Raw genomic sequence first — 26,085 nt, 5'->3', positions numbered from 1 at the left:
TCGCACCTCTTGCCCGCTGGGGGGAGGGGTGCGGGCTCTGGGCTCAAGCCCAACATCTGAACCCCTCATCCGGCCCTTCGGGCCACCTTCTCCCCTCGAGGGGAGAAGGGAAAGGGGCCTTCGTCCTCCCTCTGCTTTCGCCGCCTTCTCGGCTCAATCGCCCCCTCTCCCCTGAGGGGAGAGGGTTGGGGTGAGGGGTTCACGCTCTCGGCTAAGCCCAACATCTGAACCCCTCATCCGGCCCTTCGGGCCACCTTCTCCCCTCGAGCGGAGAAGGGAAAGAGGCCTTCGTGCCGATCTTTCGCCCCACAGCTTTCGCCCCACTCTCGGCGCTATCGCCCCCTCTCCCCTGAGGGGAGAGGGTTGGGGTGAGGGGTTCACGCTCTCGGCTAAGCCCAACATCTGAACCCCTCATCCGGCCCTTCGGGCCACCTTCTCCCCTCGAGGGGAGAAGGGAAAGAGGCCTTCGTCCTCCCTCTGCTTTCGCCGCCTTCTCGGCTCAATCGCCCCCTCTCCCCTGAGGGGAGAGGGTCGGGGTGAGAGGTTCAGCCTCGCGGCTAAGCCCAACATCTGAACCCCTCATCCGGCCCTTCGGGCCACCTTCTCCCCTCGAGGGGAGAAGGGAAAGGAGCCACCTCCCTCGAGAAAAGGGAAAAGCTAGAGCCCGGCGCGGGCCAGCGCCAGATCGTCCCAGTTGCGCAGGCCGCGGCGATTGTGGCCGCGCTCGCCGAAGAGATCGACCCGCACCGCATCGACGATGTCGTGGGCCTGGGGGAAATAGGTGGCTTCCATTTCGGCGCCCGGCACGATCCAGTTGGGCGAGCCCAGAACGCGGGGCGCCGCCTTGAGGCTCGAAAAAGCGAAGCGCCCGAGATTGGCGGCGAGCGTCATGGCGAAGCTGCCGCGCTCGGAGGCTTCGGTGACCACCAGCAGCCGCCCGGTCTTTTCGAGCGAGGCGACGACCGGGGCGTAATCGAAGGGCACGAGCGTGCGCGCATCGATGATCTCGGCTTCGAGCCCGTACTCGGCGGCAAGGCTCTCGGCAGCGGTCAGCGCCGGATAGAGCGAGGGCCCGATGGTGAGGATGGTGACATCGCTGCCCGGCCGCTTGATATCGGGCAGGCCGGCGGCGATGCGATAGTAATCCGCCGGCACGCCATCGGGCGCGAAGCGCTCGACCACGTCGTAAAGCCGCTGGCTTTCGAAAAAGATCACCGGATCATTGCTCGCCAGCGCCTCGGCCATCAGCCCCTTGGCGTCATAGGGCGTGGCCGGATAGAAGACCTTGAGGCCGGGGATGTGGGCGACCAGCGCCGTCCAGTCCTGAGAATGCTGGGCGCCGTATTTGCTGCCCACCGAGCAGCGCAGCACCACCGGCAGGCTGAGCGATCCGCCCGACATGGCGCGCCATTTGGCCAGCTGGTTGAAGATCTCGTCGCCGGCCCGGCCGATGAAATCGGCATACATCAACTCCACCAGCGCCCGCCCGCCCTCAAGCGCATGCCCGGCGGCGGTGGCGACGATGGCGGCCTCCGAGATCGGGGAATTGAACAGCCGGTCATGCGCGAAGAGATCGGCCAGCCCGCGATAGACGCCGAAGGCGCCGCCCCATTCGCGGCACTCCTCGCCATAGGCGATGAGCGAAGGGTCGCGCGCCATGTGGTGGAGGATGGCTTCGAACAGCCCGTCGCGTAGCGTGATCGCCCGCATCGGGGAGAGCGGCTTGCCGTCTTCGCCGATGCCGAAACGGGCCTTCTTCGCGTCGGATTTCACACGCGGGGAGGTCGAGACATCGAGGAGCGGCTCGGTGGCAAGGGCCGGTGCGGCGGCGTCTGCCTCGAACATCAGCCCGCCGATACGGGTGGGCTGGGCGTTGATATCGACGATGGGCGAGATTTCGGGATCGATGGCGGCGCGCATCACGGCTGCGATGGTCTCGCGCACCTCCGCGCCGAGGCCGGTGATGGCCTCGGGCGTCATGACGCCGGCTTCGGCAAGGGTCGCTGAAAAGCGGGCGATGGGATCGAACCGGTCCCAGGCGGCGATCTCCTCGCGGCTGCGATAGGCGTTGACGTCGGTGGTCGAATGGCCCGTCGACCGGTAGCACTCGACATCGAGCAGCGCCGGGCCGCGGCCTTCGAGCAGCAGCGCGCGCTTGCGGGCAACCGCATCGGCGACGGCGAGGGGATCGGTGCCATCGACGGTTTCGGCGTGCATCGCTTGAGGGTTGACGCCCGCCCCGATGCGCGACAGCCGGTCCCAGCCCATGGTTTCGCCGGCCGTCTGCCCGCCCATGGCGTAGAAATTGTTGGAAAAGAGGAAGAGCACCGGCAGCCCGGCCTCGGTGGCGTCGGGCCAGAGCGTGCGGAACTGCGCCATGGCGGCAAAGTTCATCGCCTCCCAGACCGGGCCGCAGCCGGTGCTGCCATCCCCGCTCTGGGCCACCGCGATGCTCTGCGATCTGGCGAGCCGCTTGCGCAGCGCCGCGCCCGTGGCAATGCCGGCCGATGCGCCGACGATGGCATTGTTGGGATAGGACCCGAAGGGCGGGAAGAAGGCGTGCATCGAGCCGCCCATGCCGCCGTTGAAGCCGTTGGCGCGCATGAAGATTTCGGCGAGGAAGCCGAGCAGAAGAGCATTCTCGGCCAGCGCCCTGTCCTCGCCGCCGATTGCCTTGCGGGCATTGGCAACGAGCGCGCCGCCATCATGATCCGACAGCGCCTTGAGCGCATCGGCCGGATCGAGTCGGGCGATGGCCGAAAAGCCCTTGGCGATGAATTCGCCATGGCTGCGGTGGCTTCCGAACACATGATCAGCGGGCTCGAGCGCCAGGGCCGCCCCGACCGCCGCCGCCTCCTGCCCGATCGAGAGATGGGCCGGCCCGCGATATTGGTAGGGCGTGCCGGCATATTGCCCCTTGGCCTTGAGCTCGGCCAGCATCTGCTCGAATTCGCGAATGACCAGCATGTGCCGCAGGATTTCGCGCAAGGCCGCATCACCCCGCGCCGCCCGCTCATCGGCGAAGGACCGGGCATAGGCGTGGATGGGAATGACCGGCTGGGAGAGCTGACCCGACAGGCGGGTCAGCTCGGGATTGACGACGATCTGCTTGGGCATGGGATTGTCCTCCCGCATCGAAGGGATCCACCTATCGCAGAGCTTCGGACATTTGTCCATATAGTCGGGCATATGTCTGATCACAGATCACTGACGACGCACGGGATTGTGAGTGAGCGCTGGGCGGGTTCGCGGCGTAAGCTTCGCGCTGTCTTTCCGCGCACCAACAAAGGAAAAAACGCCCATGGCCATGACCCTGACGCGCCGAAATGCCCTGTTCGCAGGCGCCGCCCTGCCCCTTGCCACCGCTCTCGGCTCGAGCCTTTTTGCCACGACCAGCGCCCGTGCGGCTGCGCCGCTGGCCGGTCCTTCGACCCCCATCCACTATCGCGTCAAGCTCGGCAGCTTCGACGTGACGGCCCTGCGCTCCGGCGGCTCGGCGATGGAGAACCCGCAGCAGACCTTCGGGCTCAATGTCAGCCCCGAGGAATTTACTGCCGTCTCGGACGCCAATTTCATCCCCGCCGACCGCTCGTTCAACACCTTCAGCCCGGCCATCGTGAATACGGGCTCCGAACTTGTGCTCTTCGATACCGGGCTCAACCCGGCGGGCATCACCGCCGCGCTTGCAGCGGCCGGCTACACGCCTGACCAGGTCGACGTGGTGGTTCTGACCCACATGCATGGCGACCATATCGGCGGCCTTGCCGGCGAGGCCGGCCCGACCTTCCCCAATGCGCGCTACGTGACCGGCCAGGCCGAGTACGACTATTGGGCCGGCGCCGGCAATGAGGGCTTCGACACCCGCGTCAGGCCGCTGGCCGACAAGTTCACCTTCCTCGAGGACGGCGGCAGCCCGGTCTCGGGGATCACGGCAGTCGCGGCCTTCGGACACACGCCGGGCATGTTCGGCTACATGATCGAAAGCGACGGCAAGCAGCTGATGCTGACCGCCGACATGGCCAATCACGCGGTCTGGTCGGTCAACAATCCCGATTGGGAAGTGCGCTTCGACATGGACAAGCCGGCCGCCGCCGAAACGCGCCGCCGCATCCTGGGCATGCTGGCCACGGACCGCATCCCGTTCCTCGCCTATCACCTGCCCTTCCCCGGCATCGGCTATGTCGAGGAAGCGGGCGACGGCTTCCGGCACGTGCCAATGGGCTACCAGCTGCTGCTCGAAGGCTGAGGCCCTCGCAAAATCCCGCGCCTTTGCGCCGCCGGGTCCCTCGGGCCCGGCGGTTTTTTGCTGTTGCATGGCGGCTGTGGCCTGGCTGCGCTTGCGATTGTTCGCATGCAACTTGTATGCGATAGAGCGAGGCGAACAATGTCGGGGACGACCGGTGGTGCAGGCCGAACTCAAGAGCGGTGCGATACAGTCGGACGATGCGCTGTCGGACCGGGTCTACTCGGCCGTTTCCACCCTCATCAAGACCCAGCAGCTGCATGGTGGCGACATCATCGTGGAATCGCGGCTCGCCGATCTTCTGGGCGTGTCGCGGACCCCCTTGCGCGAGGCGCTGCAAAAGCTCGAGGGCGAGGGGCTGGTGGTCAAGAACGGCCGCTCCTTCGTGGTGCGGGCTGTGGGGCTGGCCGAATATCTGCAGAGCCTCAAGGTCCGCGAGATCCTCGAGGGCGAGGCGGCGGGGCTGAGCGCCGGCCGTGTGCCAGCAGCGGCGATCGCGCGGGTGCGCGACAATATCGATGCGCTGCTCGGCGCGCCCGTCTACCTGCCGGCCGAGCACTGGCAATCGGACGACGAGGTGCATGCGCTCGTCTGCGACCATTCGGGCAATCCGGTGCTGGCGCGGATGATCCACAATCTGCGCATGGTGACGCGGCTCTACGAGACGCTGAACCTGGCCGACCGGCTGGTGCCCGACGCCACCGAGCATCTCGAGATCATCGAGGCGCTCGAAAGCGGCGATGCCAAACTGGCGCGCCAGAAGGCGCAGGCGCATCTGCGCAGCCTCTACAAGGCCTCGATCTGAGAGTTTGGAGCCTTCACCCTTTCCCTGACCGGCGTCAGGAAAACCGCGCCAGCGTGAAATAATCGATGGCGCGGCCCGGATCGCGCCCAGTGGCGAGGGCTGCCGTGAGCTTGCCCATCATCGGCCCCAGCGTATAGCCATTGGCGGTGGCAGCAACGAAGACGCGCGGATGGCCCGGCAGGGGCCCGAGCAGCGGCGCACCATCGATATTGATGTTCATCGCCGCCCAGCTGCGCAACAGGTGCAGTCCCGCCATGGCCGGAACCGTGCGCTCGGCGACCCAGAGATTGCCTTCGATACTGGTGCGCAACACCTTCGAATAGCCGGTTTCGGGATTGCGTCCTGCCGTCCAGGCGCCGCCGATGATCAGATTGCCGTTGGTTGCCTGCTTCATGGTCAAATGCCGGTCGGCATGGGCGATGAGCTGCTTGAGGATGGGACGGGTCGGCTCGGTGACCAGCATTTGCAGCGGCGCGCCGGAAATCGGCAGGTCGACGCCGAGCATGGCGCCGAGCTGGCGTGACCAGCCGCCCGAGGCGATAACGACGCGGCGTGCGAGGATGCTGGCTCCGGCGCCGGTGGTGACCCGATAGTGCTCGCCTTCGGGCGCGATGGCGACCACCTGATGGCCGGACGCGAAACGCGCCCCGGCTGCCTCGGCCGCAGCCACGATCGCGGGCGTGCCCTTGAGCGGGTTGATCTTGCCCTCGGCGGCGCAATAGGCGGCCACCAGCATGCGTTCGGACACGGCGGGGGCCAGCGTTGCGAGCTCGTTGCGTCCGATGACTTCGGTATCGATGCCGCAGGCGCGCTCGGCGGCGGCCTTGTCGCGCAGGAAGGCGCCCTGCTCCTCGTTTTCGGCCACCATCAGCCCGCCGGTGGTGACGATCTCGAAATCGGAATTGAGCTCGTGTTCGAGGTCCTTCCAGAGTGCGACGGAATCGCGCTGGAGCGGCAGGGTGCGCTGGGCCGGGCTGCCGCCGGCCATAGCCTTCTTGCCGAAATCCCAGCTCAAGAGCTGCACATGGAGGCTGCCGGCATTGCCGCCCGAGGCCTGGCTGTTGGGCGGGCTGCGATCGATGACGAGGACATCGGCGCCGTCGCGGGCGGCAAAGAGCGCGGTCGAGGCGCCGGTGATGCCCGCCCCGATCACCAGCAGGTCGCAGTGGGCCGGCAGCGGATCGGCCACGTGGGCGCCGCGCGGGATGCGATCGAGCGGCACTTCGCGGTGGCCGCCCCACTCGGCTTTTTCCGTGGCAAGCACGATGGCCGGCACCGGACGCGCTGGCGCCTGCGGGGCAAAGAGATCGGCCTCGACGCACGCCCCGAGATCGTCGCGCAGGAGCTTGAGGGCGGCCCCGGCGCAGTAGCGGCCCTGGCAGCGGCCCATGCCGAGCCGGGTGCGGCGCTTGAGGCTGCCGAGATCGTCGACGCCCTCGGCCTTGAGGTCGAGAATGGCGCCGGCCGCAATGCCTTCGCAGCGACAGATCATCGTCTCCCGGGTCGGCGCGGGGGTGGGGAGAGCGGGCGCGAACACCTGCCAGAGGCTGCGCTGGAAGGCCTGGGCCTTTGCGAGATGGGAGCGGGCGGAGGACGGATCGGGCGCTTTGGCGCTAAGGCTCGCCAGCATCGTGGCAGCGGCGATTTCGCCCTGGGCAAGGGCTGCCTCGCTGCCCCCGATGCCACCGCCATCGCCGGCGATGAAGATTTTTGGCAGGCTCGTGCGGCCATCGCCGTCGCGGCGCGGCACGGGATACCCGGTTGCGGCATCGACATCGACGGCAGCGCCGAGCTGGCGGAGAAGTTCGACGGCGGGCGTAAAGCCATAGCCGAGGCAGGCGGCGTCAGCCTCGAAGGCGAGTTCGCGGCCCTGCGCATCGACGGCAATTACCGCTTCGAGCTGGTCGCGGCCTTCGAGGCGGGTGACCATCGTGCTTTCATGCAGCTTTATGCCCGCGGCCAGAAGCTGCGCGCGCATGCCCAGACCCGCGAGCGCAAGGCCGGGCGCGGCGCGGGCCATGCCGGCGATGGCGGCAAGATTGCCCGGATGCGAAGGCCTCGCCGCTTCGAGCAGCGCCACCACCTTGCCGCCGCCACGGGCGATTTCGAGCGCCACCTGCCAGTTGAGCGGGCCATTGCCGGCCACCAGCACGCGCTGGCCGGGGCTGACGCGATAGGCGCGCGCCAGCGTCTGCCCGGCCCCCGCCGTCATGACGCCCGGCAGCGTCCAGCCCGGCACGTGATGGGGCCGCTCATAGGCGCCGGTGGCGAGCAGCACCGCCTCTGCCGAAAGCACATACGCGCCATCGGGCGCAATGATGCCGAGCTCGGGCCGGCCTTCCGCCGAGACCGTACCGTGCCAGACCATCTGGCCCGACCGGATGATGGCGCCTGCCCGGCGCACGCTCTCCACAAGCGCCTGCCCGCGTGCGAACTGGCGATCGCCCGTTCCGGCGGCAAAGCGGTGCGAGGGCGCGAGCGGCTTGAAATACTGCCCGCCCGGCTCTGCACGCTCATCGAGCAGGATGACGGAGCGTCCGGCCTCGGCAAGTCTCAGCGCAGCCGAGAGGGCGGCAGGGCCGGCGCCGACAATCGCGATGTCGCAGGTCTCGACCGGGCGATCGGCCTCGGGACGGAGCCCGAGCGGCGCCAGACCGGCACGCGCGGCGGCATGGCGGCGTATGTCGAGGCCCGGCGCGACCTTGGTCATGCAGGCGCGCTGGGCGCCGCGCCCTTCGATCTCCACGAGGCAGTCCTGGCAGGCGCCCATGCCGCAATAGAGCCCGCGCGTCTCGCGGCCCTGGCCGGTTTCGCGCAGCGCGACATGGCCGGCGGCGGTGAGGGCGGCGGCGATGGTCTCGCCCTCAAGCGCCTCGACCGGCTGCCCCTCGAACACGAAGCGGATCGGGGCGCCCGAGGCGACCGCGCCGCTGCCCGACAGGCGACGACCGGCCGCTGCACTCACGCCGCGACATCCGCGAGGCTGACACCCGACCCTTCGAGCGCCTCGCGCACCATGGCCCATTCAGCCTTGGGCAGCGGCAGGCGCGGCGGGCGCGGACCACCGACATCGCGGCCCATCAGGGCCAGAGCCGCCTTGGAGGCCGAGACATAGCGATGCCCGCCCACGAGGCGGATGACCGGCAGCACGCGCATATAGAGGGCGCGGGCCGCCTCATAGTCGCGCTTGTCGGCCCAGAGGGTGAAGATGTCGGCCATTTCTTTCGGCATCACATTGGAGCCCACCGCCACCCAGCCCTCGGCGCCGGCGAGGAAGGATTCAAAGCCCATGATGCCGCCGAACACCGTCATCCGGCCATCGCAGAATTCGAGGATGTCGCGGATGCGCGTCACATCCATCGTCGATTCCTTGATATAGCGCACCGCATCGATGCGGCTGAGGCGTTCCACGATGCGCGGGGTGAGATCGACATTGGCCGTGGCGGGGTTGTTGTAGATCATCACCGGGATCGAAAGCGCTTCGCCGATACGGCGGAAATGCTCGAAGAGTTCATCCTCGGTGGGGGTGGAATAGAAGGGAGGGATGATCATCACGCCATCAGCCCCCATGGCCTCGGCCTGGCGGGAATAGCGGATGACATCGTCGGTGGATTCGGCACCCGTACCCACCAGCACCGGCACGCGGCCGGCCGCCTTGCGGATCACGGTCTCGGCCACGGCGGCGCGCTCATCATCGGTGAGCGAGAGGAATTCCCCCGTCGACCCCAGCGGCACGAGACCATGGATGCCCGAGCGGATCTGCCAGTCGACGAACTCGGCCGTGGCATTGAGATCGACGGCACCGCGCGCATCGAAAGGCGTGATCATGACGGTATAGGTGCCGCGGAAGCGCTTGGTCATCGGGAAATCCTTGGGGTCGATGCGGCCGGAGGAAGGCAACGCGAGAAGAGGGCTGGAGAGGAAAAGGAGGGCGGAGCGGGGATCATTGGGACACACCGCACCAGGCGACGAGGCTTGCGGCGACGACCGCGACGGCGCGCAGATGATCGTCCCGGGACACCCATTCGCCGGTGCGGCCATTATGGGTCAGGTCGCCGCAGAGCGGCCCGAGCCCGATGGTGGGGATGGCCTTCTGCACCATCGGGTTGCGGATATCGGACGAGGTGTGCATCGGGTTGACGCGCGGGCGAAAGCCGCAGATCGCCTCGACGGCGCCGGCAACGGTTTCGAAGAGGGGGTGGTCGGCGGGCACTTCGGCGCCGCTGACGCCCGAAAGCCAGGTGAGCTGCGGGGCATGCCCGGAAAGCCAGGGATCGGCTGCGGCAGCCTTGGCGATCGCCGCCTCGACCTCGGCCATCACCGCGTCCATCGTCTCGCCGGGCGGAAAGGCGATGCTGCCCGAAAGCGTGGCGGAGAGCGGCACCCGGCCGAGCCCGTTGGGATCGGAGGCCGAAAGCCCCGAGATCAGGATGTTGGTCGAGCGCCCCACCGCATCCTCGAGGCGCGGATGGTGGATGCGGGCGGCGCGCTCGGCGTCGAGCTCGCGCAGGGCTGCGGCGAGCCCCAGGAGTTTTTCGACCGGGTTGACGGCCAGATGCGCGAAGGCGGTGTGGCTGGGCTCTTCGGTTTCGGGCTGGCGCCCGCTGACGGTCAGCGAGAATTCGAGCAGGCCCGAGCAGAAGGCCTTGATCTCGCGCATGCCGACCCCGGATTCGGCAGGATGGAGATAGAGCGCCGCATCGGCCGCGATGCCGTGATGGAGCAGCGCCGCGATGCCGCGCGCATGGCGCTTGCTCGGCGTGCTGGCAAAGGCCACATCGCCCGAAAGCCTCACGCCCGCGGCGGCGATGGCCTCGAGCGCCGAGAGCGCAATGGCGATGCCCGAGAGATCATCGGCGACGCCCCAGCCATGGATGCGGCCATCGCGCTCGATGCCGGCAAAGGGGGGCATCGGCCAACCAATGGCCGCCGAAACCGGCTCGCTGTCGGGATGGGCAAAGAGGAGGAGGCTGCGCCCAGCGCCGGCCCCCGACATCCGGCCCAGTACGGCGGAGCGCTGCCCTGTATCCGCGGCTGCGGCGCTGGCGAATTCGGCGACGACCGGCACTGCGGAGGGATCGTAATCGAAGCGCTCGACCTGCGCGCCCAGGGCCTTAAGCCTGCGGGCGATCTCGTCCTGCACCGCGGTCTCGCCCTCTTCCTGCAGGCCGATGAGGCGAACGAGAAGCGCGATGGCGCGGTCGCTGCCGGCGGCAAGAGCCGCCTCAAGGCCAGTGTCGGGCCCAGCACTCATGACCGGCTCCGCTGATGCGCGCCGTTGCGGCGATTGACAGAGGCAAGGGGCTCACCGCATACAATTCGCATGCAGTGTGCATGCCGACGGGCTGGCGCAGCAGGCGCGGCCCGGCCGGAGAGACCCCGAGGAGATCGCAATGACCAAACTACGCGTGACAGCCGGTCCATTTACCTTCACTGGCCGGTTGGAGAGGGAAAACGCGCCGCGCACCTGCGCGGCCTTCGAAAAGCACCTGCCCTATTCGGGCAAGATCGTGCATGTGCGCTGGAGCGGCGAAGGCGTGTGGATCCCGCTGGGGGACACCGATTTCGGCGTGACCTATGAGAACCATACGAGCCATCCGGCGCCCGGCCACATCATCCTTTACCCCGGCGGGATCAGCGAGACCGAGATCCTGCTGGCCTATGGCGGCGTGGACTTTTCGAGCAAGATGGGCCAGCTGGCGGGCAATCATTTCATCACCCTCACCGAGGGGCTCGAGAACCTTCCCGCATTGGGCAAGCTGGTTCTGTGGGAAGGCGCGCAGGACATCCGCTTCGAAGCCATCGCGTGAGGAGTTGATCGGGTCCGACGCGTTCTCCGCGCCGGATGGGTCTTGATCGGGGCGGCTCCTGCTGGGGCCGCCCCGTTTTCATGCCATCACTGCGCCGGGGTCACTTCGGCGAGGTCGACCGTCCAGGTCGGGTGATAGGTGACGTTGGCGACGGTCTTGGAGCTCACCAGCGTGGTCGGGGGCTGGAAGAGCGGAATGAACGGGCCATTCTCGTTGAGCGCCTGCTGCCACTGCTTGTAGATGGCATCGCGCTCGGACGGCTCGATGGTGATGGCGGCGGTGGCGGCCAGTTCCTCGACCGGAGCCGAGCTGCCGGCGGCCCAGCCGGCGCGCAGGCCGACCAGCTTGCCGGGGTTGAAGGCGAGGTAGTAGCTCGGATCCGGGAAGGCCGGACCCCACCACTGCACGCTCATCTGGAGAGAACCAGCACGGTAGCCATCGAGATTGGCCGAGACCGGCTGCGGCACGAGGTTGAGCGTGATGCCGATCTCGGCGAGGTCGGCCTGCACCTTGGCGCCGATATCGCCAAAGGAAATGCCGTGCTTGGCAATGTCCGAGGCATAGGAGAAATCGATCGTCGGGTTGGTGATGCCCGACCGCGCCAGCGCCGCCTTGGCGCGCTCGACATCGCGCACCGGAGCCTCTTCACCCGGCAGCGTGCCGAGCAGGATCGAGGGCACGATGCCGCCCGGACGGCCGGCGCCATCACCCACAAGGTTCAGGATGCCGGCGAAATCGACGCCATAGCGCACCGCCTCGACGAAGTCGGGGTTCGAAGTGATCTCCGAGACGGTCGGGTTGGCGTTGAGGAACAGGAAGCCCATGTCGGAGCCGGGCTGCGAGATGACGTTGACGCTGTCGCCCATCATGCCGAGCTGGTCGGGGCGCAGATCGATGGCGATCTGGCTGACGCCGCGGGTGATGTTCATCTGCTGGGCGGTGTTGGCCACGTTGCGCACGATGATCTGGTCATAGGCCGGGGCCTCGCCCCAGTAGGCCTCGTTGCGCGTCAGCACGACTTCCGAGGAGAGGTCCCACTTCGAAAGGATGTAGGGGCCCGAGCCGGCCGAAGCCGTGGCGAGGAAGGCATCGGCGGTATCGGTCTGGGCGGCCTCGGCGGTATCGGCGCCGCCATTGGCCTTGATCACATCGGAATTGAGGATCGAGAAGGCCGGATAGGTGAGGCGGGCGGGCAGGCCCGGATCGGAAGCGGCGGCCGTGACGACGATCTGGTTGTCGGCCTCGCCCTTGGCGAAGGTCATGCCGGCCAGCATGAAGGCGGCGCTGCCTTTGACGTTCTGCGCACGGTTGAGCGAGAACAGCACGTCATCGGCGGTGACCGGGGTGCCGTCGCTGAAGGTCGCGCCCTCACGCAGGGTGAAGGTGAAGGTGGTGGCATCTTCCGAGGCGGTGGGCAGGTCGGCAAGGCCGGGCTTCAGCGCCGTGGCATCGCCATCGGTGAAGGTCACCAGCGTCTCGTAGACCGGGTGCAGGACGAGGCTTGCGGTCGGCTCGAAGGCACGGGCGGGATCGGCGGTCTTGAGCTGGAAGACCGTGTCGACGATCAGGGTCTCCTGGGCCTGCGACCAGGTGACCGAGCAGAGGCTGCCCAGCGCTGCGGCAACAAGCAGCCGGTAAGTGTTCTTCACCATCATGGTTCCTGTCCTGAGAATGGGGTTCGTCACGACGCTCGCCAGACCTGTCGGCCTCTCCCGGGGAACGGCAGTTCGGCATGAGCACTGCATACAATGTCACTACAACACACATGCAAATTCCACGCAATGCTGATTCTGGCGGCAGGTGGAGCTTGCTGCTGAGCGCAGCGGCAGCCGCGCAATCGGCGTGGCAGGGCACCGTCCGGCGAGGGGCCGGACGGGCGGGATCTGATGGCGCGGGGATCACCGCGCCGGGCTGGTTCTCTTAATGCGCGAGGGTGTTCTTGATGAACTGGCCTTCCTTGATGATCGCGGCCATGTGCTGGCCGTCGTTCTGGAAGAGCTTGAGATCCTCGAGCGGATTGCCGTCGATGACGAGCAGGTCGGCAAAGGCGCCCGGCTTGATGACGCCGAGCTTGTCGACCATGCGCACCACTTCGGCGCCGATCACGGTCGCGCTGCGGATGATGTCGGCCGGCTTCTGCACCTCGGCGCGCACGAGGAATTCCTCGGGCTGGTGCTTCTTGGGCGAGAAGCAGAGATCGGTGCCATAGGCGATCTTGACCCCGGCCGCCGCCGCGATCTCGAGCGAGCGCGTGCCCATCTCCAGCACTTCGGCATTCTTGGCGAGCGAGGCTTCGGAGAAGCCGACCGATTTGCCGTAGTGGCCGTCCATGCGGTAGGTGATGAGCGTGGGCACGAGATAGGTGCCGCGCTCGGCCATGATACGGGCCGTTTCCTCGCCGAGGAAATTGCCGTGCTCGACGGTGCGGATGCCGGCCTCGGCGGCGCGGCGGATGCCCTTGTCGGTATAGACGTGGGCAAAGACGTAAGTCCCCTGGCGCGCGGTCTCCTCGACCATCGCGGTCAGTTCCTCGGGCGAGAACTGCAGATGCGCGATGCCGTCGCCCTGCGAGGCAACGCCGCCCGAGGCCATGATCTTGATCTGGTCGGCGCCACGACGCAGCTCGTCGCGCACCGCCTTGAGGCATTCGGGCACGCCATCGGCGATGCGCTCCTGCTCCCACACCAGGGGTTCGGAGGTGGTGGGGGCGGCGCGCCAGCGCTTGTCGGCATGCCCGCCGGTCTGGCTGATCATGCGGCCCGAAACGAACATGCGCGGGCCAACGAACAGCCCCTCCTCCACCGCCTGGCGCAGGCCGGCATCGGCGCCACCGGCATCGCGCACGGTGGTGAAGCCGCGATTGATCATCTCGCGCAGCCAATGCGAGGCCTGGGCGATGATGTAGCTGGGATATTTGAGCGCGGTAGTGGCCATGCCGCCCACGGCGAGATGGGCGTGGCAATCGATGAGGCCGGGCATCAGCGTGCGGCCTTCGAGGTCGATCACCGTGGCGCCGGGCGCATCGATGGCGCCCTTTTCCATCGCCTTGATCAGCTTGCCATCCACGAGCACGCTCATGCCCGGGGTGATGGTGCCGGCGACGGTATCGAGCACCGCGGCATTGATGAAGAGAAGCTGTGTCATCGTAAGGGTCCGGTTCGTGACGGGATGCGGAAAACGGGAATTGGCCGGCAGCGGCTAGGCCGGGGCGTGGCCGGCAATGGCGGCGACACGCTCTTCGGCGCGGAGGCACGCGACGGTGCGGCCCGACAGCACGGGCGCACGCAGCGGCTCGGTCTGCGCGCAGGCCGGCAAAGCCACCGGGCAACGGGGATGGAAGCGGCAGCCGCTGGGCGGCCGGGCCGGATTGGGCACGTCGCCCGGCAGGTCGAGCGGCAGACGCCCTGCCCCGTCGGGGCGCGGAATGGCGCCGATCAGGCTCTCGGTATAGGGGTGAACCGGGCTGCGCCAGAGCGCGGCGCTTGGCCCGCTCTCGACCACCTTGCCAAGATACATGACGGTGGTGACATCGGCGATGGTGCGCACGATGGCGAGGTCATGCGAGATGAACAGCAGCCCCATGTCGAGATCGCGCACCAGCCCCACGAGCAGGTTGGCCACCGCCGCCTGCGCCGAGGCGTCGAGCGCTGAGATCGGCTCGTCCGCGACGATGCAGGCCGGCCGTGCCGCAAGCGCCCGCGCGATGGCGATGCGCTGGCGCTGCCCGCCGGAGAACTGGTGGGGATAGCGGCTCGCCCATTCGGCCGAGAGCCCGACGCGCTCGAGGCACTCGCCGACGCTCATCGGGGTTTCGCCCGCCTCGCTCGCCACCAGCCCGCCTTCGGCGATGAGATCGCCCACGGTGCGGCGCGGGTTGAGGGAGGAAAAGGGATCCTGGAACACCATCTGCAGCTTGCGCTGCGCCTTGGGGCGGGCGCCGCGCCCGAGCGGGGTCAGCGGCGCACCCGCAAAGTGTACCGAGCCGCCGCTGGGGGCGATGAGCCCGACCGCCGCCTTGCCCAGCGAGGATTTGCCGCAGCCGGACTCCCCCACCAGCGCGACGATCTGGCCGGCTTCGACGGAGAGATCGGCACCCGCCACGGCGCGCACCAGCGTGCCGCCATGGCCCTGATAGGTCACCGTCAGGTCGCGGATTTCGAGGAGACTCATGCCGCCACCTCGGCCAGCGGATCGACGGGACAGGCTATAGCATGGGCCGGGCCGACGGACATGAGATCGGGCTCGGCCGCCGTGCAGGCGGGGAGAGCCCAGCGGCAACGCGGATGGAACGGGCAGCCGGGCGGCAGTGCTCCGATCGCCGGCGGCGCGCCCGGCAGCGCCTCGAGCGTCACCGCATCGCCCTCGTGATGGGGTAAAGCGCCGAGCAGGCCGGCGGTATAGGGGTGGCGCGAGGCGGCGAGCACCTTGCCGCGCGGCCCCTCCTCGACGATGCGGCCGGCATACATGACGGCGACCCGGTCGGCGAGCGCCGACATCACGCCCATGTCGTGGGTGATGATGACGACCGAAAGCCCGAGTTCCTCGCGCAGCCGGTGCAGCAGCCTGAGGATGCCGGCCTGCACGGTGACGTCGAGCGCGGTCGTCGGCTCGTCGGCGAGCAGCAGGCGCGGCCCGCAGGAGAGCGCCATGGCGATCGCCACGCGCTGGCGCATGCCGCCCGAGAACTGGTGCGGATAGCGCTTGAGCGCGCCTTCGGCATCGGGAATGCGCACGAGATCAAGCAGTTCGATGGCCCGCGCCCGCGCCGCCTTGCGATCGAGCCCGCGATGGTGGCGCAGATGCTCGGTCATCTGCCGCTCGATCGAGAGCATGGGATGGAGCGCGGTCATCGGATCCTGGAAGACCATGGCGATGTCACGGCCGAGCAGCGCGCGGTTCTCGGCCGGATCGAGCCCGACAAGGTCGCGGCCTTCGAAAAGGATGCGGCCGCTCACCCGCCCACCCGGCGGCAGGAGACCCATGAGCCCGAGCGCGGTGATGGTCTTGCCGCTGCCGCTTTCGCCGGCGATGCCCAGGATCTCGCCCGCACCGATGGAAAAGCTCACATCGCGGACGGGAAAGAGGCGCCGCCCATCGGCCGCAGGCAGGCTGATGGTGAGATTTTCGACGGAAACCAGCGGCGCGCTCATCGGAACGCCTTGGCCGATTTGGGATCGAAGGCGTCGCGCAGCGTATCGCCGAGGAAATTGGCGGCAAGCACGACGAGGAGGATGGCAAGGCCCGGAAAGACGCTCATCCACCATTTGTCGAAATATTTGGCCCCCTCGGAGACCATGCTGCCCCATTCGGCCGTCGGCGGCTGCGCCCCGAGCCCGAGAAAGGAGAGGCCGGACAGGATCAGCACCGCATGGCCATATTCGAGCGCCCCGAGCACCACGACCGGCCCGGCGACATTGGGGCGGATATCCTTCCACAGGGTTCGCCCAGACGAGGCGCCCAGAAGCCGGCTCGACTGCACATAGGGCTCGTCGCGCAAGGTGAGGATCATAGAGCGGACGACGCGGGCATAGATGGGCCAGCTGACGATGACCACCGCAAGCACGGCGTTGAAGAGGTTGGGCCCGAGCGCCGCCACCACCGCCATGGCGAGGATGATATCGGGAAAGGCCATGACGAGATCGGCGGCGCGCATGATGACGCCATCGATCCAGCCGCCGAAATAGCCGGCTATCGCGCCAAGCACCGTGCCGATCAGCGCCGAGAGCACCACCAGTTGCAACGCATAGGGCAGCGAGACGCGCGCCCCGTGCACGACACGGCTGAAGATGTCGCGCCCCAACTGGTCGGTGCCGAACCAGTTGGTCGGGTTCGGCGGCTGGAGCCGCATGAAGGATTGGGCATTGGGCGGGTGCGGCACGATCCACGGCGCCAGCACCGCCGCGATGATGATGATGAGCAGCATGCCGGCCCCGATGAGCCCGAGCGGCTGCAGCCAGGCCGAGCGGATCTTGCCCGACGGACGGTGGATGGCGTCGAAGCCCGATTGCGAGAGCGTCATGGTCAGCCCAGCCGGATGCGCGGGTCGATCACCGCATAGAGGATGTCGACCACGAGGTTGACGAGGATATAGACCGCCGCGATGACGAGGCTGACGCCCATGATGGCGCGCAGATCGAGCGCCAGCGCGCTGCGATAAGCGTATTCACCGAGGCCGGGCCAGGAAAAGACCGATTCCACCAGCACCGCTCCGCCCAGCATGCGCCCGAAGGCCATGCCCGAAACGGTGACGATGGCGGCAAGCGCCGGGCGCAGCACATGGGTGAGGATGACCGAGCGCTCGGGCAGGCCCTTGGCGCGCGCCGAGCGGACGAAATCCTGCCCCAGCGCATCGAGCATGGCGGCGCGGGTGAAGCGGGTGATGGCCCCGATGGTGTAGATGGCCAGAACCATCGCCGGCAGCGCGATGTGGGAAAGCGCATCGCCCAGCGCCTTCCAGTTGCCAGTCAGAAGCGCATCGAGGGTGAAGAGCCCGGTGATCTGCATCGGGGCCGCGGCGCCCGGAGACAGCCGGCCGACGCCGGGCGACCAGCCGAGCTGGAAAAAGAAGACGTAGAGGCACACCAGCGAGAGCCAGAAGGTCGGCACCGAGACGCCGGCCAGCGACACCACGCGGATGACCTGGTCGGGCCAGCGGTCGCGCGTGATCGCGGCGATGATGCCCAGCCCCACCCCGCCGATCATGGCGATCAGCATGGCGACGACGGCGAGCTCGATGGTGGCGCTCATGTAATGGGCAAGATCGGCGGCGACCGGCCGGCGCGTCTGCAGCGATTCCCCGAAATCGCCCTGCGCCAGCTTGGTGAGATAGATGACGTATTGCTCATGCACCGGCTTATCGAGCCCGAAGCGCTGGCGGAAGGCGGCGACGGTCTCGGGATCGGAGGAGGCATAATCGCCGAGGCTCGCGGCGACGGGATCGCCCGGCACCACCTGGGTCAGCGTGAAGGAAACGAAGGTCACACCGATGCAGAGGAGGACGCCGATGGCGAGCCGACGCAGCACGAAGCGCAAGAGGCTCGGCACGCTGTACCAGATCGACCGGATGCTTGCGCCCACGCTTGCCCAACCCCTCTGCTCGCCGCAAACGGCATGGAATATGTATGCAATACGCGTGCAAGCAGTGCAAGGGCTGATTGTCGACACCGCACAAAGGTGCAGCCTTGGCCTGCGCGACCAGATGGGCGGAATTCAGAGGGGGCGGTAGACAAACCCTGCGCCGGCCGTATCGATGCGACCCAACTGCAGGCCATCGCGGAAATGGCCGAAGGCGAGGAGCCAGTTCTGCGCGGCGGCCTCGGCGATGAAGCGGCGGCGGGTCACCCGGGCGGTCTCGGGATCCATATCGGCGCGGTGGGCCCAGTCAGGCCGCTCGACCTGCCCCGGCGCGTGGCAGATATCGCCGGCCACCAGCAGCGTTTCGCCCTCGCCATTAAAGCGGATCGCGGCGTGGTCGGGCGTATGGCCGGGGGTGGAAATGAGCGAGACGCCCGGCAGGATCGGCTCGCCATGGGCGACGGTTACGACCATCCCTAATCCGAGCAGCGGCCGGAAGATCTGGTCGAAGGCCTCGCGATGATGCGGGCGCGCGTCGGCCGGGCTGGACGACCAGTAGGCAAGCTCGCCCTTGGCCACCACATGGCGGGCGTTGGGGAAGGTCGGCACCCGCGCTCCCAAGGCATCGACCCGGGTAGCCCAGCCCAGATGGTCCATATGCAGATGGGTGTAGATGACGAGATCGATGGCGTCGGGGGCAACCCCGATTTCGGCCAGCGACTGAGGCAGCCGTCCTTCGAGCCCGCCGAGATAGGCATTGGGCCCCGGCCCGATGCCGGCATCGCAGAGCACGAGCCGACCGCCCCAGCGCACGAGGAAGAGCCCGAGATTGGGGCTGAAGGCGCCGTCCGCATCGAGGCCGGAACAGGCGAGCCCCGCCCACTCTCCGGCGCTGGAGCCGGGGAAGGATTGTTGGGCCGGCACCGGAGCCGGCCGCGCATCGCTGAGGGGCGTGGTGGTTTTAACGAGCACTATTCGAACCGCACCAGAAGGTCCTTGGCATCGATCTGGTCGCCGGGCTTGACGAGCACGTCGGCAACCACGCCATCGGCATCGGCATGGATGGCGGTTTCCATCTTCATGGCCTCGATGGTGCAGAGCACATCGCCGGCCAGAACCTTCTGCCCGGACTTGACCGCGAGCGAGGAGACGACGCCCGGCATGGGCGCGCCGATCTGGCGGGCATCGCCGGGCACCGCCTTGGCGCGCGCAACGATCTCGCCGGCCTTGAGCCGATCGGGCACGGTGATGGTGCGCGGCTGGCCGTTGAGGTCGAAGAATACCCGAACCTGGCCCTTCTCGTTGGTGGGCGAACGACCGAGATATTGCAGGACGAGCGTCTTGCCCTTCTCGATGTCGATCAGCAGCTCCTCGCCCTCGGTCATGCCGTAAAAGAAGGCAGGCGTCGGCAGCACCGCGACGGGACCGTAGCGGTCCTGGCTGCGGGCGAATTCGGAAAACACCTTGGGATACATGAGGTGCGAGGCGAGCCGCAGATCGTCGATCTCGAGCCCGGTCTCCTCGGCTACCTTGCCGCGCTCGGCTTCGAGATCGACCGGCGGCAGCGCCGCGCCGGGCCGCCCGGTGAGCGGCGTCCTGCCCTTCAGCACCTTCTTTTGCAGCGCCTTCGGGAAACCGCCGGGCGGCTGGCCGAGATCGCCGGCAAAGAACCCCACGACCGAATCGGGGAAGGCGATGTCGCGCGCCGGGTCTTCGACATCGGCGCGGGTGAGGCCGGCCGAGACCATGGCCAGCGCCATGTCTCCCACGACCTTGGAGGACGGGGTGACCTTGACGATGTCGCCGAACATCTGGTTGACGTCGGCATAGGTCTGGGCGACCTCGTGCCAGCGGCTTTCCAGCCCCATGGAGCGGGCCTGCTCCTTGAGATTGGTGAACTGGCCGCCCGGCATTTCGTGGAGATAGACTTCCGAGGCGCCGCCCTTGAGATCGCTCTCGAAAGCGCGATATTGCGTGCGCACCGCTTCCCAGTAGAACGAAATCTGCCGGATGGCCCTGGCGTCGAGCCCGCTGGCGCGCTCGGTGTCGTCGAGTGCGGCGACCAGCGATCCCAGCGTCGGCTGGCTCGTCGTGCCCGAAAGCGCATCCATTGCCGCATCGACCGCATCGACGCCCGCATCCACCGCCGCGAGCACGGTGGCCGCCGAAGCCCCGGACGTGTCGTGGGTATGGAGGTGAATGGGCAGGCCGACTTCCTCTTTGAGGGTCGCGACAAGCTTTTTGGCAGCGGCTGGCTTCAGCAGCCCCGCCATGTCCTTGAGCCCCAGCACATGGGCGCCGGCGGCTTCGAGCTCCTTGGCGAGCGCGACATAGTATTTGAGATCGTATTTCGCCCGATCGGGATCGAGCATGTCGCCGGTATAGCAGACGACGCCCTCGCAGACCTTGTTGGCCTCGATCACCGCATCCATCGAGACGCGCATGTTCTCGACCCAGTTGAGACAATCGAAGACGCGGAATATATCGACGCCCCCGGCGGCCGCCTGGCGGACGAAGAATTTCACCACATTGTCGGAATAATTGGTGTAGCCGACGCCATTGGAGCCGCGCAGCAGCATCTGGGTGAGGATGTTGGGCGCGCCCTCGCGCACCTTGGCCAGTCGCTCCCACGGGTCCTCGTTGAGAAAGCGCATGGCGACGTCGAAGGTGGCGCCACCCCAGCATTCGAGCGAAAAGAGCTCGGGCAATCCGCGCGAATAGGCCTGGGCGATGCGCGTGATATCGAAGGAGCGCATGCGGGTGGCCAGAAGGCTCTGATGGGCATCGCGCATGGTGGTGTCGGTAAAGAGCACCCGGGTCTGCGCCTTCATCCATTTTGCGAGGCCCGCCGGGCCGTCGCGATCGAGCACCTGCCGGCTGCCCTCGATCACCGGCAGCGGCGGAAACTCGGGCACCACCGGGGCTGCGGCATCGGCGGGCGGACGCGGCCGATCGCGCACCTCCGGATGGCCGTTGACGGTGACGTCGGCGACATAGGTCAGGAGCTTGGTCGCGCGATCGCGGCGGCGGCGGAAATCGAACAGCGCCGGCGTCTCGTCGATGAACCGCGTGGTGTAGCAGTTGGCGACGAAATCGGGATGCGTGATGATGTTTTCGAGAAAGGCGAGGTTGGTCGCCACGCCGCGGATGCGGAACTCGCGCAGCGCCCGGTGCATGCGGGCGATGGCCTCTTCGGCCGACGGCGCCCAGCAGGTGACTTTTTCGAGCAGCGGATCGTAATAGCGGGTGATGAACGCACCCGCATAGGCGGTGCCGCCATCAAGCCGCACGCCAAAGCCGGTGGCGGCGCGATAGGCGGTGATGCGGCCATAATCGGGGATGAAGTTTTCTTCCGGATCCTCGGTGGTCACGCGGCACTGGATGGCATGGCCGTTGAGCCTGATGTCCGCCTGCGCCGGCATACCGGATTCCGGCGTGCCGATCGTCGCGCCATCGGCGATGCGGATTTGTGCCTTGACGATGTCGATGCCGGTCACCGCCTCGGTGACGGTGTGCTCGACCTGGATGCGCGGATTGACCTCGATGAAGTAGAATTTGTCGGTATCGGCATCGAGCAGGAACTCGACCGTGCCGGCGCCGCGATAGTTCGCGGCCTTGCCCAGGCGCACGGCGGCGCTGGTCAGCTCCTCGCGCACCGTCTCCGACATGTAGGGGGCGGGCGCGCGCTCGACGACCTTCTGGTTGCGCCGCTGCACCGAGCAGTCGCGCTCGAACAGATGCACGAGATTGCCGTGGTCGTCGCCCACCAGCTGCACCTCGACATGGCGGGCGCGCTGGATCAGCTTTTCGAGATACATCTCGTCCTTGCCGAAGGCGGCCTTGGCCTCGCGCTTGCCTTCGGACACTTCGGAGACGAGGCTCTTTTCATCCATGATCCGGCGCATGCCGCGCCCGCCGCCACCCCAGCTGGCCTTGAGCATCAGCGGATAGCCGATCTCGGCCGCCATGCGGCGCACTTCGGCCATGTCGTCGGGCAGTGCATCGGTAGCGGGCACCACCGGCACCTTGGAGGCGATCGCCATGTTGCGCGCCGCGACCTTGTTGCCAAGGTCGCGCATGGTCTGCGGCCGGGGCCCGATGAAGATGATGCCGGCATCGGCGCAGGCTTCGGCGAATTCGGGGCTTTCCGACAAGAGCCCGTAGCCGGGATGGATGGCATCGGCACCCGATAGCCGCGCGATGCGAATATATTCGTCGATCTGCAGATAGGCCTCGACCGGCCCCTTGCCCTGCCCGATCAGATAGGCCTCGTCGGCCTTGAACCGGTGCAGCGCCAGCTTGTCCTCTTCGGCATAAGCGGCGACGGTACGGATATTGAGCTCGTTGGCCGCGCGAAAGACGCGGATGGCGATCTCGCTGCGATTGGCGACAAGGATCTTCTTGATGGTCATGAGCGCGTTCCGGTGAAGGGGACGAGACCACCGGTCGGGACCGGCGGCGCGCCGCCCCCGGCCGGCGCAGACCTCAGCTGTGGCTCAGATGCCCAGCAAGGTGCGAAATGTCGTATCCGGCATTGGCTGCGGCCGAGATGATCTCCTCAGCCGGGCGATTGCCGGCCTGGGCCAGGGCCCAGAGCGTGGTCGAGCGCGTGCCCGACCGGCAGTAGCAGAGGACGGGCCCGGAACTCCCCTCGAGAACCGAACGCGTCGCCTCGACCATGTCCGGCGTCACGCCGTCCCGGCCAAGGGGAATGAAGTGATAGGCAAGCCCGGCCGCCTCGGCGGCTTCACGCATGGTGTCGCCCGAAGGCTGGTCGGGCGCTTCGGCATCGGGGCGGTTGTTGACGATGGCCACGAAGCCCGCCGCCTTGATGGCCGGAATGTCGGCCGGCGTGATCTGCGGGGAAACGCTGACCGCGTCGTTGATCCGCTTGAGTTCCAACCCGCTTCTCCAAACCACTTCGTACCTTACCCCCTTATAGCCAGCCGCGGCGCGACGAGGCAACCTAAACCAAGGCCCTAGATCGCGCTCCCGTGATCGCGCCGCCGATCGCTCTGCCTAGTTCCGGGGAACCGGCATCCACCTCGCGCGGCAATGTCCTAGTTCATCGTGCTGGCCGAATAGCGCGCCAGAGCCTTGATCACTTGCTTGGCCGTGATGCGCCCGATCTGGCGCCCGCTGTCATTGACCACCCCCACCCACTGGTTCTCGGCAAAGAGCGGCAGCACGTCCTCGCAGCGGGCGGTGTCGGGCACGCTCTGGTCGCAGGGGTCGAACTCTCCGCGCTCCATGATGGTGCGCACCTGGATGGCCCGCGCCTTGTTCACCTCGCGCACGAACTCCTCGATATGCTCGTTGGCGGGCTTGAGCACGATATCCTGAGGCTTGCCCACCTGCTGCACCGCGCCATCCTTGAGCACCGCGATGCGGTCGGCGATCTTGAGCGCCTCGTCGAAATCATGGGTGATGAACAGGATGGTCTTGCCCAGCGATTTCTGCAGCTCGATCAACTGATCCTGCATGCCGGAGCGGATCAGCGGATCGAGCGCCGAGAACGCCTCGTCCATCAGGATGATGTCGGTATCGAGCGCCAAAGCCCGGGCGAGGCCGACGCGCTGCTGCTGGCCGCCCGAGAGCTGGCGTGGACGGCTCTGCTCATAGCCCGCAAGCCCGACCGTCTCGATCCAGCCGGCGGCCTTTTCGAGCCGCTCGGCCTTGGGGACGCCCTTGACCTCGAGGCCATAGGCGACATTGTCGATGACTGATCGGTGCGGCAGGAGCCCGAACTTCTGGAACACCATGGCGACCGTGTTACGGCGAAAGCCGCGCAGTTCTGGCAGGCTCATCTTGAGCACGTCGGTGCCCTCGACCACGATCTCGCCGGCCGTCGGATCGATCAGCCGGTTGACGTGGCGGATGAGGGTGGACTTGCCCGAGCCCGAAAGCCCCATCACCACGAAAATCTGGCCGCGCGCGATATCGAGCGAGACATCGTCGAGCCCCACCACGTGATTGGTCTCGGACTGCACCTCCGATTTCGACCGGCCGCTGCGCAGCAGCGCCAGCGCGCCCTGGGGATCGGGCCCGAAGATCTTGGTGACGCCGCTCATGCGGATGGCGAGATCAGGGTTGGGTGTCATGTCGGACATGTCAGCGGGCCTCCTGAAGGCCGATACGGGACTGCAACTGCTTGCCGAAGGCCTGGGTGATGCGGTCAAAAACGATGGCGAGAACGACGATGCCGAGCCCGGCAAAGAGCCCACGGCTGACCTCGAGCCGGCCGATGCCCTGCAGCACCTGGTAGCCCAGCCCGCCCGCCCCGATCATCGAGGCGATGACCACCATGGCGAGCGCCATCATCGTGGTCTGGTTGATGCCGGCAAGGATGGTGGGCAGTGCCAGGGGGATCTGCACCCCGAAGAGCCGCTGGCGCGCGCTGGTGCCGAAGGCACGGCTGGCTTCCATCACCGCCGGGTCGACCGAGCGGAGCCCCAGATCCGTGAGGCGCACCAGAGGCGGGGCGGCGTAGACGATGGTGGCGATCAGTGCCGGGATCTTGCCCGGCCCGAAGATCATAACCGTGGGAATGAGATAGACGAAGCTGGGCAGCGTCTGCATCAGATCGAGCACGGGGGTGAAGATCTGGCGCACCTTGAGCGAACGGCTCATCCACACACCGACCGGGATGGCGAGCACGATGGCGGTGAGAGTTGCCGAGATCATCAGGGCCATGGTGGTCATGGCGTCGCGCCAGAGCGACATGATGCCCAGAAACAGCATCGCGACGAGGACGATGGCCGGCAGGCGCCAGTTGCGGGTGGCAAGCCAGGCTCCGCCCACGAGGATGGCGATGATCAGCCACCAGGGGGTGGCGACCAGCAGGCCCTCGATGGCGTTGAGCAGGATGAGCAGCGGGCGAGCGGCGGCCTCGAAGCCATCGCCCCAGTGGCGCACCACCCAGTTGAGGCCATCGTCCACGGCGCGACGCAGCGGACGGGTATCGACGATTTCTGGAAACATTGGGGTTGGGGACCTCCTGTCCACGGACACGCGGCCGGGCGCCATCGACGCCCGGCCGCAGCGTTGATCTCGTCGAAACGTCAGCCGAGGCTGGCGCGCACCTTCTCGGCGACCTCGGCGGGCACCCATTCGGTCCACACCGCTTCCTCGGTCAGAAGGAAGTTTTCGGCGGTGGCGCGGGCATCGGCCTGGTTCTCGTCGCCATAGACGAGCAGCGCGCTGATCTGGTCGTTGGTCAGCCCGACCTTGCTGAAATAGTCGGCAAGGGCCGGTGCTTCCTCGGCCAGCCAGGCGGCGGCACCCACGACGGCAGGCGAGGACGGATAGGCGGTCACGCCAGCCGGCTCGGTGCAGTCGGTATCGGTGTTGCAGGCGTAAACCTCGGGCTTGATCTCGCCCAGGTCGAGCTGCACCGCGTCGAACTTGCCCAGGATGGCGGTCGGACCCCAATAGTAGAAGAGGATCGGCTCTTCGCGCAGGAAGGCGCGGGCGATCGAGGCATCGAGCGCGCCGCCCGAACCGGGGGAGAAGAGGTTCCAGGTCTCGCCCATGTCGTAGGCTTCAAACAGCGCAGACGTCGACAGCTCGCAGGCCCAGCCCGGTGGGCAGGAATAGAGCCGCCCCTTGGACGCATCCTCGGGATCGGCGAAGAGATCGGGCCGCGCGATAACGTCCTCGGCGGTGACGAGCTCGGGATGGGCTTCCTGCACATAGCGCGGAATGAACCAGCCCTCGACGGTGCCATCGCTGATCGCATCGCCCAGCTCGGCGACGGAGCCTTCGGCGATGCCGCTTTCCCACGGCTCCTGCACGGCGCCGGTCCAGAGCTCGGGGGCGACCGCCGGCGTGCCGCGGGTCAGCATGGACGACGAGGTCGGCACCGTATCGCCGGCCACGATCGAAACAGTACAGCCGAAGCCCTCTTCGAGCACGATGGCATGGATGTGAGCCAGCGCGGCGGCCGATGGCCAGGTCATCTCGGCAATGTCGATCGTGCGGTCGGTGCCGCACTCCTGGGCCTGGGCCGAAGCCGGCAGGCCGATTGCGAGGGTCGAGGCAATAGCAATCGCGGCGGCAATGCCACCGTTGCGCAGTATCATAAGGCTGCTCCTGAATGTCCAAAGGATGCCGGACCATAAGGAGCACAGTCTTACCTGTCAAATCTGAGGAGA

At 67.3% G+C, this 26,085-nt stretch carries 19 protein-coding genes; 3 read left to right on the top strand and 16 right to left on the bottom strand.

Annotated elements, in window-relative coordinates:
• Window positions 1-657: 657 nt before the first annotated feature.
• Window positions 658-3,117 (bottom strand): alpha-ketoacid dehydrogenase subunit alpha/beta, encoded by a 2,460-nt coding sequence (locus BT183_RS13915; RefSeq protein ID WP_072344815.1) that lies wholly within the window; start codon window positions 3,115-3,117, stop codon window positions 658-660.
• A gap of 184 nt (window positions 3,118-3,301) precedes the next feature.
• Here BT183_RS13915 and BT183_RS13910 point away from each other — a divergent pair, with 184 nt between their 5' ends.
• Together BT183_RS13910 and BT183_RS13905 are read left to right on the top strand one after the other, a co-directional pair.
• The gene (locus BT183_RS13910; RefSeq protein WP_143145804.1) at window positions 3,302-4,246 is read left to right on the top strand and encodes an MBL fold metallo-hydrolase; all 945 of its coding nucleotides are present in this window, start codon (window positions 3,302-3,304) and stop codon (window positions 4,244-4,246) included.
• Between the two features lie 154 nt (window positions 4,247-4,400).
• Complete coding sequence (locus tag BT183_RS13905; protein WP_072344168.1) at window positions 4,401-5,048, top strand: GntR family transcriptional regulator; 648 nt, start codon at window positions 4,401-4,403, stop codon at window positions 5,046-5,048.
• 34 nt (window positions 5,049-5,082) lie between these two features.
• On the opposite strand, the gene BT183_RS13900 is transcribed toward BT183_RS13905, so the two are convergent.
• The 3 genes from BT183_RS13900 to BT183_RS13890 all read right to left on the bottom strand — a co-directional run bounded on the left by BT183_RS13900 (window position 5,083) and on the right by BT183_RS13890 (window position 10,302).
• On the bottom strand, window positions 5,083-8,013 hold the full coding sequence (locus BT183_RS13900) for an FAD-dependent oxidoreductase (RefSeq protein WP_177282539.1): 2,931 nt from the start codon (window positions 8,011-8,013) through the stop codon (window positions 5,083-5,085).
• Window positions 8,010-8,909 (bottom strand): dihydrodipicolinate synthase family protein, encoded by a 900-nt coding sequence (locus BT183_RS13895; protein ID WP_072344806.1) that lies wholly within the window; start codon window positions 8,907-8,909, stop codon window positions 8,010-8,012. The genes BT183_RS13900 and BT183_RS13895 overlap by 4 nt, the downstream gene beginning before the upstream one ends.
• Window positions 8,910-8,991: 82 nt before the next feature.
• Window positions 8,992-10,302 carry a M20 family metallopeptidase gene (locus BT183_RS13890; protein WP_072344165.1) on the bottom strand — a complete coding sequence of 437 codons (1,311 nt, stop codon included), beginning with the start codon at window positions 10,300-10,302 and terminating at the stop codon, window positions 8,992-8,994.
• A 139-nt stretch (window positions 10,303-10,441) separates the two neighbouring features.
• Between BT183_RS13890 and BT183_RS13885 the strand changes: the two genes are divergently transcribed.
• Window positions 10,442-10,858, top strand: a complete 417-nt coding sequence (locus BT183_RS13885) for a DUF3830 family protein (protein ID WP_072344802.1) — start codon at window positions 10,442-10,444, stop codon at window positions 10,856-10,858.
• A gap of 86 nt (window positions 10,859-10,944) precedes the next feature.
• Here BT183_RS13885 and BT183_RS13880 read toward each other — a convergent pair whose 3' ends face one another.
• From BT183_RS13880 to BT183_RS13825, 12 genes are all read right to left on the bottom strand, one after another.
• Entirely contained in the window at window positions 10,945-12,513 is a 1,569-nt protein-coding gene (locus tag BT183_RS13880; protein WP_072344162.1) for an ABC transporter substrate-binding protein, read from the bottom strand.
• Between the two features lie 265 nt (window positions 12,514-12,778).
• Window positions 12,779-14,002, bottom strand: coding sequence for a metal-dependent hydrolase family protein (locus BT183_RS13875; protein WP_072344159.1), 1,224 nt, complete (start codon window positions 14,000-14,002; stop codon window positions 12,779-12,781).
• 54 nt (window positions 14,003-14,056) lie between these two features.
• Window positions 14,057-15,028, bottom strand: coding sequence for an oligopeptide/dipeptide ABC transporter ATP-binding protein (locus BT183_RS13870; RefSeq protein WP_072344156.1), 972 nt, complete (start codon window positions 15,026-15,028; stop codon window positions 14,057-14,059).
• On the bottom strand, window positions 15,025-16,008 hold the full coding sequence (locus tag BT183_RS13865) for an ABC transporter ATP-binding protein (protein WP_072344153.1): 984 nt from the start codon (window positions 16,006-16,008) through the stop codon (window positions 15,025-15,027). Before BT183_RS13865 ends, BT183_RS13870 begins: the two co-directional genes overlap by 4 nt.
• Window positions 16,005-16,877: an ABC transporter permease gene (locus BT183_RS13860; RefSeq protein ID WP_072344150.1), complete on the bottom strand. Its 873-nt coding sequence runs from the start codon at window positions 16,875-16,877 to the stop codon at window positions 16,005-16,007. Before BT183_RS13860 ends, BT183_RS13865 begins: the two co-directional genes overlap by 4 nt.
• A gap of 2 nt (window positions 16,878-16,879) precedes the next feature.
• Window positions 16,880-17,935, bottom strand: a complete 1,056-nt coding sequence (locus BT183_RS13855) for an ABC transporter permease (protein ID WP_072344148.1) — start codon at window positions 17,933-17,935, stop codon at window positions 16,880-16,882.
• Window positions 17,936-18,067: 132 nt separating this feature from the next.
• Complete coding sequence (locus tag BT183_RS13850; protein ID WP_072344145.1) at window positions 18,068-18,904, bottom strand: MBL fold metallo-hydrolase; 837 nt, start codon at window positions 18,902-18,904, stop codon at window positions 18,068-18,070.
• Window positions 18,904-22,344: a pyruvate carboxylase gene (gene pyc, locus BT183_RS13845; protein WP_072344142.1), complete on the bottom strand. Its 3,441-nt coding sequence runs from the start codon at window positions 22,342-22,344 to the stop codon at window positions 18,904-18,906. The genes BT183_RS13850 and pyc overlap by 1 nt, the downstream gene beginning before the upstream one ends.
• Before the next feature lie 73 nt (window positions 22,345-22,417).
• Window positions 22,418-22,834 carry a protein tyrosine phosphatase family protein gene (locus tag BT183_RS13840; protein WP_072344139.1) on the bottom strand — a complete coding sequence of 139 codons (417 nt, stop codon included), beginning with the start codon at window positions 22,832-22,834 and terminating at the stop codon, window positions 22,418-22,420.
• Between the two features lie 158 nt (window positions 22,835-22,992).
• Window positions 22,993-24,042 (bottom strand): quaternary amine ABC transporter ATP-binding protein, encoded by a 1,050-nt coding sequence (locus tag BT183_RS13835; RefSeq protein WP_072344136.1) that lies wholly within the window; start codon window positions 24,040-24,042, stop codon window positions 22,993-22,995.
• 1 nt (window position 24,043) lies between these two features.
• Window positions 24,044-24,913: an ABC transporter permease gene (locus BT183_RS13830; protein WP_072344134.1), complete on the bottom strand. Its 870-nt coding sequence runs from the start codon at window positions 24,911-24,913 to the stop codon at window positions 24,044-24,046.
• 80 nt (window positions 24,914-24,993) lie between these two features.
• Entirely contained in the window at window positions 24,994-26,013 is a 1,020-nt protein-coding gene (locus BT183_RS13825; RefSeq protein ID WP_072344131.1) for a glycine betaine ABC transporter substrate-binding protein, read from the bottom strand.
• Window positions 26,014-26,085 lie beyond the last annotated feature (72 nt).

The sequence above is a fragment of the Devosia enhydra genome (assembly GCF_900119845.1).
In the GTDB taxonomy this organism is placed as follows: domain Bacteria; phylum Pseudomonadota; class Alphaproteobacteria; order Rhizobiales; family Devosiaceae; genus FPKU01.
Note: the sequence above shows the minus strand (reverse complement) of the source record. Positions and strands in the feature narration are given on the sequence as shown.